At 70.1% G+C, this 14,825-nt stretch carries 12 protein-coding genes and 1 pseudogene; 4 read left to right on the top strand and 9 right to left on the bottom strand.

Features of this window, described 5'->3' with window-relative positions; translation table 11 throughout:
• Window positions 1–117: 117 nt before the first annotated feature.
• The 5 genes from ACIOGZ_RS35555 to ACIOGZ_RS35535 all read right to left on the bottom strand — a co-directional run bounded on the left by ACIOGZ_RS35555 (window position 118) and on the right by ACIOGZ_RS35535 (window position 6,281).
• The gene (locus tag ACIOGZ_RS35555; protein ID WP_400988993.1) at window positions 118–2,871 is read right to left on the bottom strand and encodes a SpoIIE family protein phosphatase; all 2,754 of its coding nucleotides are present in this window, start codon (window positions 2,869–2,871) and stop codon (window positions 118–120) included.
• Between the two features lie 179 nt (window positions 2,872–3,050).
• Window positions 3,051–3,467, bottom strand: a complete 417-nt coding sequence (locus ACIOGZ_RS35550) for an NUDIX domain-containing protein (RefSeq protein WP_400988991.1) — start codon at window positions 3,465–3,467, stop codon at window positions 3,051–3,053.
• Window positions 3,468–3,477: 10 nt separating this feature from the next.
• Window positions 3,478–3,660, bottom strand: a complete 183-nt coding sequence (locus tag ACIOGZ_RS35545; protein WP_363585430.1) for an SPOR domain-containing protein — start codon at window positions 3,658–3,660, stop codon at window positions 3,478–3,480.
• Window positions 3,661–3,805: 145 nt separating this feature from the next.
• A complete protein-coding gene (locus tag ACIOGZ_RS35540) occupies window positions 3,806–5,242 on the bottom strand; it encodes a DUF4190 domain-containing protein (RefSeq protein WP_400988989.1) in 1,437 nt (478 codons plus the stop codon).
• Window positions 5,243–5,462: 220 nt separating this feature from the next.
• Entirely contained in the window at window positions 5,463–6,281 is an 819-nt protein-coding gene (locus tag ACIOGZ_RS35535) for a methyltransferase domain-containing protein (protein ID WP_363621405.1), read from the bottom strand.
• A gap of 159 nt (window positions 6,282–6,440) precedes the next feature.
• Between ACIOGZ_RS35535 and ACIOGZ_RS35530 the strand changes: the two are divergent.
• From ACIOGZ_RS35530 to ACIOGZ_RS35520, 3 genes and pseudogenes are all read left to right on the top strand, one after another.
• Window positions 6,441–7,588, top strand: a pseudogene (locus tag ACIOGZ_RS35530) (dihydrofolate reductase family protein).
• Window positions 7,589–7,645: 57 nt separating this feature from the next.
• Window positions 7,646–8,311: an HAD-IA family hydrolase gene (locus tag ACIOGZ_RS35525; RefSeq protein ID WP_363629566.1), complete on the top strand. Its 666-nt coding sequence runs from the start codon at window positions 7,646–7,648 to the stop codon at window positions 8,309–8,311.
• 58 nt (window positions 8,312–8,369) lie between these two features.
• The gene (locus tag ACIOGZ_RS35520; RefSeq protein WP_400988987.1) at window positions 8,370–8,645 is read left to right on the top strand and encodes a type II toxin-antitoxin system Phd/YefM family antitoxin; all 276 of its coding nucleotides are present in this window, start codon (window positions 8,370–8,372) and stop codon (window positions 8,643–8,645) included.
• 247 nt (window positions 8,646–8,892) lie between these two features.
• On the opposite strand, the gene ACIOGZ_RS35515 is transcribed toward ACIOGZ_RS35520, so the two are convergent.
• Both ACIOGZ_RS35515 and ACIOGZ_RS35510 read right to left on the bottom strand, forming a co-directional pair.
• Window positions 8,893–9,318, bottom strand: a complete 426-nt coding sequence (locus tag ACIOGZ_RS35515; RefSeq protein WP_400988985.1) for a WhiB family transcriptional regulator — start codon at window positions 9,316–9,318, stop codon at window positions 8,893–8,895.
• 296 nt (window positions 9,319–9,614) lie between these two features.
• On the bottom strand, window positions 9,615–11,621 hold the full coding sequence (locus tag ACIOGZ_RS35510) for a hypothetical protein (protein ID WP_400988984.1): 2,007 nt from the start codon (window positions 11,619–11,621) through the stop codon (window positions 9,615–9,617).
• A 1,024-nt stretch (window positions 11,622–12,645) separates the two neighbouring features.
• On the opposite strand from ACIOGZ_RS35510, the gene ACIOGZ_RS35505 reads away from it, so the two are divergent.
• Entirely contained in the window at window positions 12,646–12,993 is a 348-nt protein-coding gene (locus ACIOGZ_RS35505) for a hypothetical protein (protein WP_400988982.1), read from the top strand.
• Window positions 12,994–13,269: 276 nt separating this feature from the next.
• Here the strand turns inward: ACIOGZ_RS35505 and ACIOGZ_RS35500 are convergent, their stop codons facing one another.
• Together ACIOGZ_RS35500 and ACIOGZ_RS35495 are read right to left on the bottom strand one after the other, a co-directional pair.
• The gene (locus tag ACIOGZ_RS35500; RefSeq protein WP_400988980.1) at window positions 13,270–13,485 is read right to left on the bottom strand and encodes a KTSC domain-containing protein; all 216 of its coding nucleotides are present in this window, start codon (window positions 13,483–13,485) and stop codon (window positions 13,270–13,272) included.
• Window positions 13,486–13,619: 134 nt separating this feature from the next.
• Window positions 13,620–14,825: ATP-dependent nuclease (locus tag ACIOGZ_RS35495; RefSeq protein ID WP_400988978.1), on the bottom strand; the 1,206-nt coding region annotated here is incomplete at its 5' end.

Here is a 14,825-nt window from a genome sequence, read left to right as displayed (position 1 = left end):
CAATGCCACGTCCGCGCCCCCTTCCGGGCTGCGCGCTCCCCCCGGCCATCTGCTGGCATATGCGGTCCCGCCCTCCTCGCCCCCGCTCGGGCTCGCGCCCCCGACCCGCTGCGCTCCCTATGACTCCTCGGGCTCACTACCCGGCAGCGCCTGCTCGAACCAGACCACCTTGCCGATGCCCTCGGCCCGGGCACCCCAGTGCAGCGCCAGGCGGCGGACCAGTTCCAGGCCCCGGCCGCCCTCGTCGGCCTCGGCCGCGTGCCGCTCCCGGGGCGGCTCGGGCAGCGGGTCGGAGATCTCGACCAGCAGCGTCTCGCCGAGCGTCAGCCGCACGCCGATGGGGGCGCTGGCGTACCGGACGGCGTTCGTGACCAGCTCGCTGACCAGCAGCTCCGCGGTGTCGGTGAGCTCCTCGACGCCCCACTCGGCGAGCGTGGAGCGGACCAGCCGGCGGGCCCGGGAGACGGCGGTGGGCTCGGCGGGCAGGGTCCAGCCGGCCGTCGGGGTACCGGCCTGGCCGTGGCCGAGCCGGGCCAGCAGCAGCGCGACGTCGTCCGGCTCGCGGCCCTGCTCCATGGTGTCGAGCACGGCCTCGCAGGCGGCCTGGATGGAGGCGTGCGGCTCCTGGAGCACGGTGACCAGCCGGCCGAGGCCGACGTCGAGGTCCTTGTCCCGGGACTCGACCAGGCCGTCGGTGCAGAGGGCGAGCAGGCTGCCCTCGGGGATCTTCAGCTCGACGGATTCGAACGGGACGCCGCCGACGCCGAGCGGGGCACCGGAGGGCAGGTCGAGGATCCGGCCGGCGCCGCCGCGCAGCGGGCCGCCGGTCCGGGTCGGCTCCCCGCCCTCCTCGCCCGGCACCACCAGGACGGGCGGGATGTGCCCGGCCTTGGCGACGGTCAGTCTGGCCGTCCCCGGGTCGAACACCGCGTAGACGCAGGTGGCGAGCAGCGCCTCGTCCGGGCCCTGGGCCAGGTCGTCGGCCAGCTCGTGGACGTGCCGCAGCAGGACGTCCGGCGGCAGGTCGAGGGCGGCCAGCACCCGGACGGCGGTGCGCAGCCGGCCCATGGTGGCGGCGGCCCGCAGGCCGTGGCCCATCACGTCGCCGACCACCAGCGCGGTGCGGTCGCCGGGCAGCGGGATGACGTCGAACCAGTCGCCGCCGACCTCGGCGCCGCTGCTGCCGGGCACGTACCGGTAGGCGACCTCGACGCCGGTGGGCTGCGGGACCTGCTGCGGGAGCAGGGTGCGCTGGAGGGTGAGCGCGGCGGTGCGCTCGCGGGCGTACAGCCGGGCGTTGTCCAGCGAGCTGCCGGCCCGGTCGGCCAGCTCGACGGTGAAGGCCAGGTCGTCCCGGTCGAAGCCCTCCCGGTAGCCGCCCCGGCTGACCAGCAGCAGACCGATCACGATGCCGCGGGCGCGCAGCGGGACGACCAGCATGGAGTGCACGCCCAGGTCGTGGGCGGCCTGCGTCTTCGGGTCGCCGGGGTACGTCACGTCGTCGAGCTGGTCCGCGCCGGAGAGCAGTTCGGGGACGCCGGTGCGCAGCACCCGGCCGCAGGCGGAGTCCTCGGCGAAGGTGATCCGGGCGCCGCGGCGGAGCATCACCTCGACCTCGGGGCCGTCCTGGACGGAGGCGGTGCCGAGCTGGAGCAGCGAGGTGCGGCGGTCGTGGCCGTGCCGGGGCAGGTCGTCACCGTGCGCGACGGCCTGCAGCAGGATCACCGCGGAGTGGTCGGTGAGCCGGGGGACGACGGAGCTGGCGAGCTCCTGGGCGATCCGGGCGGCGTCGAGCAGGTCGCCGACCCGGGAGCCGAACTCGTTGAGCAGCGAGAGCCGGCGCCGGGCGTGCTCGACCTTGGCGACGGCGCGGTAGCGCTCGGTCACGTCCATCACGGTGCCGGAGATGCCGAGCACCCGGCCGGAGCGGTCGGTCATCCGGCTGTAGGAGATCGAGCGGTAGCCGGAGCGGGCGGTGACCGGGGAGGCGAGGGTGACGTCGATGACCGGCTCGCCGGTGGCCAGCACCTGGCGCTGGATCGCGGTGACCTCGTCGGCGGCCCGCTCGGGCAGGGTCTCGCCGGTGGTCCGGCCGACGTGGTCCGCCAGGGCGACGCCGTTCATCTCGGCCAGGGTCTGGTTGACGGCGGTGTAGCGCAGCTCGGTGTCCATGATCGCGATGCCCAGCGGGGACTGCTCGAACAGCGCGTCACGGACGGCGAGGTCGCGCTCGACGGCCCGGACGGCGGCCGCCTCGGCCATGTTGACCTGGAGGAACGGGGTGCCGTCGCCGTCCACCAGGAGGGAGATCCTGGCGTCCACCGCGATCGGCACGCCGTCCCGGTCGCGCAGTTCGGCGTTGCCGGCCCAGCGGCCGTGGCGCAGGGTGTCCTGGATCGCGGCCCGGATCCGGCCGACCTGCTCCTGGTCGGGGATCAGCTCGTCGATCCGGCGGCCGACCAGCAGCTCGTTCGGCCAGCCGAGCAGTTCCTCGGCGGCCGGGCTCCAGAGCACCACCCGGCCCGCGGTGTCCAGGATCGCGATGGCGACCTTCAGCATGTCGAGCAGGCTGCCCTCGGCCGGCACGCCGGGGCCGTACGGGGCGTCGGACGGCCCACCGGGGAACGGCCGGGCGGGCCGGCTGCGCAGGCCGGGCTGGGGGCCCGGGTCGGAGACGGGGACGGCCAGGGTCGGCGCCGGCTGGTCGGGCCGCGGGGCTTCGGGGGCATCGGCGGCGTCCCGCCGACGGCGGCCGGCCGGTGGCTGCGGGGCGGCGGGCCGGGCGCCCCGGCGCAGCCGGGCGCGGGCGGCTGCGCTCCCCGCGGCGCCTGTCCGCGGTGCTCCTCCGCCGCCGTTCCCGGTACTCGACACCGACGGGGCCTCCGGCTCTGGTCGGGATCGGCGTCGCCGGCTGGGACGGCTCACCGATGGTGACGAATAGTGCCGAAAAGTGACATACCCAGCAGAACCCAGGCTATCCCGGCCGCCGGGTCGTCTTGTCTGATTGACCTACCCCGTACCCCGCGCGTCGCACACCGGCTCAGGCCGCCCTATGCATGGAGCAACCGGGCGACGTGCGGCAGGACGTCGCGGTCGTGCTCGATCCAGTCGACGCTGTCCAGCTCGGCCGGGCCGAGCCAGCGCAGCTCGTCGTGGTCCTCCAGTGGACGGGGGTCGCCGGCCAGCAGCTCGGCCGCCCAGAAGCGCAGCTCCAGACCCGGCCGGACGCTCCACGCGCCCGGCAGCCGCTCCAGCGCCCGCGCCCGGACGCCCAGCTCCTCCAGCAGCTCCCGCTCCAGCGCCTGCGCCTCGGTCTCGCCGGGTTCGACCTTCCCGCCCGGGAACTCCCAGCGCCCAGCCACCGCCGCGGGCGCGCTGCGCCGGGCGGCGAGCACCCGGCCCCCGTGGATAAGGGCGCCGCCGACGACGATCCGGGGCTCGACGGGGTTCTCGCTCGCCTTGTCCATGGGCCCGACCTTAGGTCCTGTCCGGCCCCGCGCCGTCCGCAGCGGCGGCCTCGGCCTCGACCCAGTACAGCTGCTTGTGGCCGCGGGCCTCGAACTCGACCGCCAGCCGCTCCGCCGCGACGCGGTCGAGCCCGGCCGCGACCAGGAAGCGGTTGCCGTTGTCGTCCTGCCGCATCACCCGAAAGGCGCTCATGGCGGGGAGCGTATCCCCGGCCTGCGTGGGGGTCGGGCCGGGGATCCGCCCCCACGACGCTACGGGCGGCTCGCTACCGGCAGGTACGGGTGCGGTTAACGGCGGGTAACCCGGCCGCGCCCGGCGGCCCGGACCCGTCGGCAGCTCAGACCTGGAGGTCGGGCACCTGCTCGCCGGTGGACAGGCCGAGCCCGCGCCGGATCTCGATGCTGAGCGGCACCGACTTGGTCACCAGCGCCCGGGCCCGCCGGACGTCGCCCTCCAGGTCGTCGCCGGAGGCCGCCGCGTCCCAGGCGGTGGCGGCCGCCTCCTGGGCCGCGGCCAGCTTGCGGACCGCCGGCTTGACCTCGGCCGGCCACGCCGCCGACGCCTTGTTCAGCGCCGCGGCCTCCGCGTGGGAGGCGGTGGACATCCGCCGGGCCCAGGTCCGGTACTCGGACGACGCGTCCGCGAAGCCCTTGCTCGGCTGCTCCGCGTAGGCGTCGTTGAAGCCCCGGACGGCCTCCAGGTAGGCCAGCTGGGCGGGGTTCAGGCTGCCCCGGTCGGTGCGGACCGTCCCCAGGTGCTCGCCGTCGCGGTCCTCGAACGCGCAGGTGACGTAGCGGTCACCGGACCTCCAGTTGCCCCGGGTCGGGTAGAGGTAGACGTCGTCCATGCCGTCCGGGATCGCCCACTGGTCGAGGGCGTAGTCGTCGAGCACCGTGCGGCACAGTTCGGCGGCCCGCAGGCGGACCGTCGCCTCGCCCGGGTAGGACGGGCCGTCGCCCGCCGGGATCCGGGCGGTGCCGGCCACCTCGCCGTGGTGCGGGACCGAGCACGGCACCCGGCGGACCCAGTAGAGCGTCTCGTCGCCGCCCTCGGGGTCGGCCCGGCTGCCGTTGTCGGGGGTGTTGTAGCAGTCCCCGGACTTCAGCGCGGCCCACGGGACGGACCCGGCCGGAGCCTTCGTGGACTGGCCGAACCGGCCGCCATCGGGGGACTCGAAGGTCGAACCGGACACGACGAGCGACAGCAGCACCGTGCCGACCACGCCGAGCACCAGCCCGGTCACCGCCATGCCGAAGCCGCGCTCCTTGCGGCGGTTGATCTGGACCAGCGCGATGATGCCGAACACCAGGGCCACCGGCGCCGCCACGACCAGGCCGGTCACCAGGGCGGCGACCGCGAAGCCGTTGGTGACGGGGGCGGGCCGGGGGTAGGGGAAGCCGGGCTGGAGGCCGGACTGCGCGGCGGGCGGCACCGACGCCCAGCCGCCGGCGGGCAGCGGCGGGGGCGGGGGCTGCGGCGGGGCCTGCGACCGGGACTGCGACGGCAGGGGCGCGGCCCACGGGTTGGCGGGCGCGGGCGGGAGGGGCGGCACGGGCGGGGCGGGCGCGGACGGGGCGGCGGGGCCGGGCTGTCCGGGTACCGTGACCGGCTCGGGCTGCCCGGCCTGCGCCTGCTGCTCCGGCTGGTCCGCCCGCTCCGACTGCCCCGCCCGCTCGGCCCGCTTCGCCGGCGCGGCCTCGTGGGCCGGTGTGCGGGGATCGGCCGCAGGCGACTCCGGCCCCGGCGCGGGCGGTTCGGACGCAGGCTTGGACACGTGGACTCCCCCGGCCCGCCGGTACGGGCATCGACTCGGCAGCTCGACTCGTCGGCTCGCCCCCTCCAGCAACGGGCCGGACGGGCCCGAACGGCCCCGGTACGAGCGGACGCGCGACTTTACCCGATCTTTCCGAACGCCCGCGCGACCGTTTCGCCCGCCCCGCCGCCCATCCCGCCGCCCGGCCTCGCCCTCGGCCCGTCGCCGGCCCGGCCCCCGGTCAGCCGCGCGCCAGGATCTCGCCGTGCAGCATGGAGAACCAGCCGTCCCCGGCGGCGCTCCACTCCTGCCAGCCGGCCGCGATGCGCGCCAGTTCGGCCTGGTCCGCGAAGCCCCGCTCCACCGCCGTCCGGCCGATGGCGGAGCCGGTCACCCGGTCCGCCCACATCCCGCCCCACCAGGCGCGCTGCTCGGGCGTCGCGTACGTCCAGGTGGTGGCGGTCGCGGCGATGTCGGTGAAGCCCGCCGCCCGCGCCCAGGACAGCAGCCGCCGCCCGGCGTCCGGCTCACCGCCGTTGGCGCGGGCGATCCGCTCGTACAGCTCCAGCCAGCGGTCCAGCGCGGGCGCCTCGGGGAACCAGGTCATCGACGCGTAGTCGACGTCCCGGGCCGCGACCACACCGCCCGGCGCCGCGACCCGGCGCATCTCGCGCAGCGCGGCCACCGGGTCGGCCACGTGCTGCAACACCTGGTGAGCGTGCACCACGTCGAACTCGCCCTCTCGATAGGGCAGTTCGTGGACATCGGCGACCTCGAACACGACGTTGGACAGGCCCCGGCCGGCCACGTACGCGGCGGCCTGCTCCAGCACCTCGGCGGAGGTGTCCACTGCCACCACGCGACCGCCCGGGCCGACCAGCTCGGCCAGGTCGGCGGTGATCGTGCCGGGCCCGCAGCCGATGTCCAGCAGCGCCTGCCCGGGGCGCAGTTCGGGCAGCAGGTAGGCGGCCGAGTCGGCCGCCGTCCGGGAGCGGTGCGAGCGCAGCACGGCCTCCTGGTAGCCGTGGGTGTAGACGGTGGCGGGCTGCTGTCCGGTCATGGTGTCCCCCTGGGGAGTGGTCGGTTTCCGCGACGCCTTCGACGCTAGTGGACGTTCCGCATTCCGAGAAGATTCGTCTCACCTGTCGATCACCCCGCGACCGCGCCACCCCCGGCGGCCGTACCGTGGGGCGCACCCGAGAGAACGGTCCCCCCGCCCATGCCCGGCCAGCGCCCCTTCGTCCTGCTGAGCGCCGCGATGTCCCTCGACGGCCACCTCGACGACGCCTCCCCCGACCGCCTGCTGCTCTCCAACCGGGCCGACTTCGACCGGGTCGACGCCGAACGCGCGGCCGCCGACGCCGTCCTGGTCGGCGGCAACACGCTGCGCGCCGACAATCCGCGCCTGCTGGTCAACGACCCCGCACGCCGGGCCGCCCGGCTCGCGGACGGCCGCGCCGAGTACCCGCTGAAGGTGACGCTCAGCGCGAGCGGCGCGCTCGACGCCGACCTGCGCTTCTGGCACACCGGCGGCGCCCGGCTCGCCTACACCACGGACGCCGGCGCGACCGTGCTGCGGCCCCGCCTGGACGGGCTGGCCGAGGTGGTCGCGCTCGGCGGCGCGGTGGACCTCGGCGCGGTGCTGGACGACCTGGGCGCGCGCGGGGTGCGCCGGCTGATGGTCGAGGGCGGCGGCGGCGTGCACACCCAGTTCCTGGCCCAGGGCCTGGCGGACGAGCTCCAGCTGGCGGTCGCCCCGCTACTGGTCGGCCAGGCCGAGGCGCCGCGGTTCGTCCGCCCGGCCGCGTTCCCGGGCGGCCCGGCCCGGCGGATGCGCCTGCTGGAGGCACGTACGGTGGACGACGTCGTCCTGCTCAGGTACGCCCCGAAGGAGCCCGCCCCGTGACCGGAGCCCGTCCCGTGACCGCCGACCTCGACCACCTGCGCCGGGCCGTCGAACTCTCCCGCCGCTGCCCGCCGTCCGCGACGGCCTTCTCGGTCGGCGCGGTGATCGTCGGCGCCGACGGCGAGGTGCTGGCGGAGGGCTACAGCCGGGAGGGCGACGCGCACGACCACGCCGAGGAGGCGGCCCTCGGCAAGCTGCCGACCGGCGACCCGCGGCTGCGCGGGGCGACCGTCTACAGCTCGCTCGAACCGTGCGGACAGCGCGCCTCGCGGCCGGCGCCGTGCGCCCGGCTGCTGATCGCGGCGGGCGTGCCGCGGGTGGTGGTGGCCTGGCGCGAGCCGGACCTGTTCGTCACCGACTGCCAGGGCACGGCCCTGCTGGCGGCGGCCGGGGTCGAGGTGGTGGAGCTGCCGGAGCTCGCCGAGGCGGCCCGCGCGGTCAACGCCCACCTGCTCGGCTGATCTTTTGTATCATCAGGGAACAAAGAGCTCGTCCTTCCTTGCCCGAGGAGCAGCCCCATGCCCGCCACACCCCTCCAGCTGACCGCTCGCGCCCTCCTCCTGGACATGGACGGCACCCTGGTCAACTCCGACGCCGTGGTGGAGCGCTGCTGGCACCGCTGGGCCGAGCAGCACGGACTCGACCCCGTCGCCGTGCTGGCCGTCGCCCACGGCCGCCAGGGCCACGCGACGATGGCCGAACTGCTGCCCGACCGCCCGGTGGAACTCAACCTCGCCGACAACCGGCGGATGCTCGCCGCCGAGCGCGCCGACACCGACGGCGTCGTCCCGATCCCCGGCGCCGGCGCCTTCCTCGCCGCCCTGGACGGCCTGCCGCACGCCCTGGTCACCTCCGCCGACGAACCGCTCGCCCGGGTCCGGATGGGCGCCGCCGGCCTGCCGATGCCGCCCGTCCTGGTGACCGCCGAGTCCGTCGGCGCCAGCAAGCCCGACCCGGAGGGCTTCCTCAAGGGCGCCGCCGCCCTCGGCTTCGCCCCCGCCGACTGCCTCGCCTTCGAGGACTCCGACGCCGGCATCACGGCCGCCCGCGCCGCCGGCATCCGCGTCGTCGGCATCGGCCCCCGCGCCGCCGCCCACCGGCCGGACGCCCACGCCGACACCCTCGACGACGTCACCGTGACCACCGCACCGGACGGCACCCTGACCGTCACCGTCCGCCCCTGACCGGGGCGGCGACCCGGTCACCCTTGTCACCGCACGAGTCAGACGTAGGAGTCGAGCCATGAAGACGACGACCTACTCGGACTCCCGCGCGCACTACGCCGAGGTACTGAACGCGGTCACGGACGACCGCGAGGAGATCGTGATCACTCGCGCCGGACACGAACCGGTGGTCACAGTCTCACTGGAGGACCACCAGCCCCTCAAGGAGACCGCCTACCTGCTGCGCAGCCGCACGGTGACACGGAAGGGGCCGGGCTCGACAGAGCCCGGCCCCTTCCGGTCCGCACATTCGACCAACCGGTCAACTCGCGGCAAGCAGACGGCTACACGTTGAAGCGGAACGATTGACGGCCAAACCTGACCTGCGGCGGGGCATCGCACGTGCTGCTGACCAGGCACTTCGCGGTTGGCCGCCGATGGCTTGCGACGGTCGCAATCGAGCGTCCTGCGGACCGTCTGCGGACTGGGTAACCTCCCGGCGCGACCAACACCGATGCACCGCCACACAGGTTGAGCCCAAGACCTTGGCCAGGGGCAATTCTTGGTTGGCATGTGATGGCGTCCTCGGATGCAGGTCCCATTCAGGTGACCGAGCGCAGATACCGTTGTACGGTTCGGCGCGAGTAGCCGAGCAGTTCCGCAACGTCGTTGATGCGCCAGCCGTCATTAACCAGGCGCCTGGCCGTAAGGGCAAGTTCCGATGGCGCCCGGCCGCCGCCAGGCGCTGTCAGCAACCCGGCAATTGTGTCCCGGTCTTCCGGGCCGAATCCGCCGTACCAGCCGGACCGCGCTTCCGAGTCCTCCGTGCGCAGCGCAAGCGCAAGACAATCCATACGAACGATGCAGCGGGAACATTCATCCAGAACGCCGGCATCGGGCACCTGCTCGTCCGACGGATGGTAGATGTCGACATCCGAGTCCCTGCACGCGGCCTGGGAAAAGTCGGACGTGTTACGCGACTGGATCAGGGCCAGAAGATCCCACTCACGGCCATGAAGGAATTGCAAGGTGGTGCCTCACCCAAGCACTAAGCCCGCGGTCGAATCCGACCACGAGAAATTGACGAGGGTGAGCAGGAAATCGCCCAGCGCACCCACTTGATGCCTTCCGGGCTGTGTCCGGCGTGGCTGCAAGCGGCATCGGAGCAACGGCCAGCACCAAGACGTACCGACCGTGGAGCTGGTAGCCCGCAGAGTCGGCGTTGCCGCCCTATCCCAATGAGAAGGTGTGCTGAACAGATCATCCGTGTCGCATCTACGCGGGGTGGTACCGCCCGCGTGATCCGAGCGGTACCACACGACCGCTAGTCGTCGACGTCAGTCAACGCTTCCTCGTTGGACACCCCATCGTCGGAGTCGTCCTCGAGTTCATCGTCCTCAAAGTCGTCAACCGGATCGCTGGAGTCATCGGCATTCGTACCGCGCCTCTGAATGCTCCGCTGTTGCCAGACCGGAAGTTTGAATAGGACGTCCTGCAGAATATTCCGCCACGCCTCGCAATCTCCCTTGTCAGCGCCCAGCGAGTCGATCACCCGGGTTCCGTCATCGGACTGGACTGCCTCGACCTTCTTGACGGCGGTGGCCAGTGCTTGAACCGCCGTTGCCAGGCCGTTCAATGCATTCCCGAGAAGCTCCGCCGGGTTCTCGGGGGCAGGAGCGAGCGACGGCCCCGCGCCAGCGGGCGGAAACGTGCGCCGCAGATCCGAATCGGAAACGAGGATGTCCCGACCATCGGCGTTCCGGACAACCTGTCCAAGATCATCAACCTTGCGGGTCTTACGCCCCGCAGAGAAGTCGTACAGGGTCTGCGTCAGCTGGTGAACGCCGTGAGCACTGCTGCGCATCCGGTCGATGACCTCGCCGGGGTGGCGGCGGTCGGGCTGATCGTTGCTGCGGGTGCCACGGTCCCCGACGAGCTGCCCATTGACCACAAGCGGATAGGCGCTCCGCGCCGCAAGTTCCCGGCTGGCCACACCGGGCTCCCCCTTCTGCACCTCCACGAGGGCAGCTGCGCGTAGCTCGCCTGTCTCCCGGAAGGTGGCGTCCCAGTCCCTTGCCAATTCGCCGGAGAACGCCGACTTCAGGTACTTCCGCATGCGCTCCCGCTTACGGTCATCCTCTTCGGCAACCGAGCGCATGACCAGTGAAGACGCGACATCAAGCAGCAGCTTCGTCGTGATGTTCTTGCGCGTGCTCTGACTGGTGATGGCAACCCGGACAGCCGAGTGGACGCGTTGATCACGCTCGGCGAACAGCCGCACGATCGCGGCCGCCCGCACGGCCGCGTCGGCGCTGAAGCCTGCGGCCTTCGCCTGGTCGGGCGTCAGGGCTCCTCGGAGCCATTCGGCCTTGGCCGGAGTGATCAGTCCCTGTCGCTCAATCTCGTCCACCACAGCATCGGCGAGCGCCTCGTTCTCCGCAGCCTCCCCCCACGGCTTGGGGTAGTCCACATGCCGCAGGGCCACCAGCGACTTCACGGCGACGCCGAAGTCGGCCGTGGTCCCGTTATTCGGCTCGAAGCCGACCAGGAGCAGAGCTGGCAGCTTCTGACAGCGTGCCCTGATCGCCGCCTCGGGGTCGACCTGCCCCGGATCCTCAGCTGCGGAGATCTCGTCGTTGAGCTTACGAATGTGGGAGCGCAGCTTCGTCGCGTCCCGGATGTATGGGACGTCGGCAGACCTGAGGCCGAGCAGGTCATGGACGGACGTCACGCGGCTCGACCCTTCAGCGGTGACCGGCACGGTCACATCAGGCGTACCATCCTCATGCTGGAACGTCGTGGCAGCGAGCCATACTTCGGTCATCACACCCTGGTTACGGATGGAATCTCGCCAGTCGTTCCGATCGAGGACGTACTCCTTGGCCTGCTGCGCCGCCCACGCGAGGTGTTCCTGGTTCGCGAGCTTCTGGAAGAGCTCAGGCCGACTGCCCGGCGCAGAGATCGACTCCGCCAGTGGGCGGAAACGCGTGCCCTCGCCCTTGCCGACCAGGGCCGACACTGGATGCCGCCGCGACGGCCCCGTCCGGGGGTTCCGCGGATCCGGGACGATGTTGCGCGCCCACACCTCAGTGCGAATAGCCAGGATGACCCCACCCGGCACCGGCAAGCGCTCAGGAGATTCCGCTGCCTGGCGAGCCGCCGAAGGATCGACTGCGGCCTGCGCAAGAGCGAAGGCCGCAGGATCCTGCATATTGAAGCGCTCGATGAGCTTGTCGGCAAACTTCCGCGTCGCGGACGCCAGCGCAGGCGTCGGCAACACCTCAACCGGGCGGGGAAGTACCGTCTCGCCCGCTGTGATCGGCGGTTCCATCAGTGGTCTCCAATCTCCGTTTCCCTGTCCGGGCTGTGACCCGGACGCTCTGGTCATCCGAGGAGATCGGTCCCGCTGTTCCCCGCTCTCCCCCTCGGCTCGCCCGGGCGTGGACCCGGTGTGTCCGAGGCGGCATCAGCCCACTCGGGTCGCACCCTCAAGACGTACCGGCGTAACCCGCCGGCGTTGCCGCCCATCGCCCAGGACGAGGTGGGGAGTTGGAGCCTGCTGCTGTCGCTGACCGGAGACGCTAGCAGCAGGGGTGACACAACCTCAGAAGGGCTTGTCAGAAGAGCAGTTGAGCACGATAATCTCACCCTCTAGCGCCTATCTGCGACACAGTTCCATAGGCGACGGGCCTCACGGCTCCCAGGCGCCGATAGGCCAACCTCGCCACATCAGGAAGGCTTCCACCCCCGGGGAGGGCGAGCGCTGCGCCGGTGTCGCATTGGCCGGAGTTGGTGCGCTTACGGCCCCCAGCAGGCCTAAAGGCCACCCAACCCGCCCTGTCGCAGGTCAGGCAACCTTCCGCAGTTCGGCGACTGCATGCGGTGACGACACTCATCGACCCACTGCAATCCGCCTCGAGCAATGCGAACAAATTAGCAATTACTCCAAGTGATACATTGATTACCCTGTCGGCCATGAAGGGAGATTGATCTTGTGGGGGTTACTAGGCGCGCTGCTGGTAGCGATCATCTCAGTAGTCGGTCTCGCCACCCTCCGGCAGTTCATCCAAGAATGGGCTGCGGCTGAGGAGGAACGCGGACTACCCGAACTCTCAGTACACCCACAAGACATCCCTCATCTAACACGTGAGACATTCGAGGTAATTTGCAGCTCTTCAAATGGACCTGATGGGTGGGTCCATATGGGGCGATACCTGAAGAATCGAGGATGGAACAGGCGAGACATTCGAAATATCTTTCACCCGATTTGCCCATCCCTAGTGAGGCAGCATCCAGTCTTCTCGAAGTTCTATGCACCTACAGAGCGAGGGCTGGACGTATACGGGAGCCATGTAATGCGCGAACCATCCAGACAGTTCAATATTTCGGCCAGCCACGGCGGGTTTGTCGGAGGATTCAACATCGACAGCTCTGGAGCCACAGCACAAGCAGGCGGCTCAAATACGGCGGATGCACAGCACGCCGAATATCGCCGCATCGCCGATGCCCTGCGGTCGGACTCGGAAAGCTCCACTGGCGCCGAAAGCCATGTCGCCAGGAGCTACGCCGAGGACCTCGTCGAGGCAGCCGGCAGTCACGACCAAGCACGGGTTGATCGACTCTTGATGCGGATTCGCGAGTTGCTCTCCTCGGCAAGTTCTGCATTCACCCTAACTCGCGGGATCATGGACTGGCTGGAATAGCCGCCAACAGCACGGATTTACTGGTTTACGCATGTCGGCGAAGGCGACCCCGCACTTTACACAAGAATCCCATAAAGCCGACACGAAATGAGTCGACTCGCAGAGGGCTGCAAAAATCCAGCGTTGAAACATCACCGCTTCGGATTATCTAGCCTTGTCTGCTATAGCGGAGACCGCCACGAGGCGGAAGTTGGGAATGAAATTGAAACTCAGCCGGACCACTCAACTAAAGCCAGGCATTCACCCAAATCGTCCAAGGTGCTTGCCATTCGCCAACTAGCGCACCCTCTCGTACCGGTATCCGGCCTTCTTTACAAAGCGATCAAGGTAACCACCCTTGCTGGAAGCCAGCATGAGCCCTTGGTGCACCAGCGCCGGAACATCGAGGTACTGGTACGCGGTGCCATTTTTGAAGTGGACCTCAAGCACGCCTTCACTGGGCTCGTAGCCCACGGCCGCGAGGTTTGATGATTGAACAGGGATAAGGTGCATGGAAATCCTCTTGTCTAGTTGAGATATAGCCGGAACCGATATGCCCTCACACGGTGAACCCTGAACGAGACTCACCAATGCCACACGCAGGCAGCATCCAAGGAATGACATCAAGACAGAATTGATCAGGCAATTTACCGGATCATCAGCTGCGCGGACTCGAGTATGCCCGCGAGGTGGAACGGCGGCGCCGAGTCGGCGGTCAAAGCGGCCTCGCGGTAGGTGGCTGCGTCCTTCTGCTCAAACCCGTCGCCGGCGTTGATCAGCTCCCGCCGCCGCTCCCCCCAGCTAGGCCACTCATTGGCGAGGTATGTCTCCAGTCTGTCGGAGAACACCGCATACGTGACGTCAACCGTCGTGGGTGGATCTGAAGCAGATGCTCCCCCAAGGTATCGGAGGAGTTCACGATTCTTGATCGCGTTGGAGCGGGCCTGGTTCTGGAAATCTGCGACCTTCTCTGCACGCTTGTCCGGGGGTAGATGGTCCACCGACTGGGTCTTCTCCTCCAACATCCCGGCATCTCCGTCGAAAACGACGTAGCAGGGGACACCGAGCGCGGTAAGGATGGCGTGACTGAGCGGGATATTGCTTTTACTGCCAGCGACTACGATCGTGATGCCTTGGGCTCCGAGATTGATCCCCAGCCGCTCTGCGCAGCCGAGGAGAACGCCCTCATCGGTAGGTCCCTCGACAAGAATTGCAGCGTGCCCGAAGAATCCCTCGGCGAGCGCACTTGAGCACCAAGTGCCTGCATTCCTCTTGATCGTATTCTCTTTGACGATACCGGCCAGCGCCTCGCGTAGGTCGCCCTCGGACACTTGGCATACCCGCGTGACAGGGTGTCCTGTGCCACCGTCGCGGCTGAGACGACGGATCTGGTGGTAGTTTCGCGGATCAATAAAGACAGGGCTGTGGGTTGCGTACATCACCTGTGTCCGACCTCCCGTTGATGCGGTCACGAGCTTTCGCAAAACCTCAGCGAACGTCCGGGCCTGTGGAGGGTGCTGAAATAGCTCGGGCTCCTCGATTGCCAGACAGAGTGTCTTCGCCCCGCTGTTAGGGCTCTTCCGCTTGGCAAGCAGCTTGAGGGCAGCAATGATCAAGGCTCGTTGGAAGCCGTGCCCCTGTCGGTCGACGGAGGTCTCAGCTGCACCATCACGCACACTGACCTGGAAGGTCATCCTTGACGGTTTGGGTGCCTGGCTGATGGTGGAAACAACCAGCTCACGTCCGGTCGTGAGCTCGGCTACTGAAGTTGAATTCGTGATGTCGCTCGGATGGGTGAAGCAGTAGCGTTCGCCTGCCGTTGGAGGGTTGGTCCCGGTAGTCGTGTGCTGTGA

This window comes from Kitasatospora sp. NPDC088160 (assembly GCF_044741445.1).
Classification (GTDB): Bacteria; Actinomycetota; Actinomycetes; order Streptomycetales; family Streptomycetaceae; genus Kitasatospora.
Note: the sequence above shows the minus strand (reverse complement) of the source record. Positions and strands in the feature narration are given on the sequence as shown.

Excerpts from the sequence above, each read along its gene's own strand:
- ACIOGZ_RS35550 (WP_400988991.1), bottom strand. The coding sequence starts at position 3,467 with ATGGACAAGGCGAGCGAGAACCCCGTCGAGCCCCGGATCGTCGTCGGC.
- ACIOGZ_RS35545 (WP_363585430.1), bottom strand. The coding sequence starts at position 3,660 with ATGAGCGCCTTTCGGGTGATGCGGCAGGACGACAACGGCAACCGCTTC.
- ACIOGZ_RS35535 (WP_363621405.1), bottom strand. The coding sequence starts at position 6,281 with ATGACCGGACAGCAGCCCGCCACCGTCTACACCCACGGCTACCAGGAG.
- ACIOGZ_RS35525 (WP_363629566.1), top strand. The coding sequence starts at position 7,646 with ATGCCCGCCACACCCCTCCAGCTGACCGCTCGCGCCCTCCTCCTGGAC.
- ACIOGZ_RS35520 (WP_400988987.1), top strand. The coding sequence starts at position 8,370 with ATGAAGACGACGACCTACTCGGACTCCCGCGCGCACTACGCCGAGGTA.
- ACIOGZ_RS35510 (WP_400988984.1), bottom strand. The coding sequence starts at position 11,621 with ATGGAACCGCCGATCACAGCGGGCGAGACGGTACTTCCCCGCCCGGTT.
- ACIOGZ_RS35505 (WP_400988982.1), top strand. The coding sequence starts at position 12,646 with ATGCGCGAACCATCCAGACAGTTCAATATTTCGGCCAGCCACGGCGGG.
- ACIOGZ_RS35500 (WP_400988980.1), bottom strand. The coding sequence starts at position 13,485 with ATGCACCTTATCCCTGTTCAATCATCAAACCTCGCGGCCGTGGGCTAC.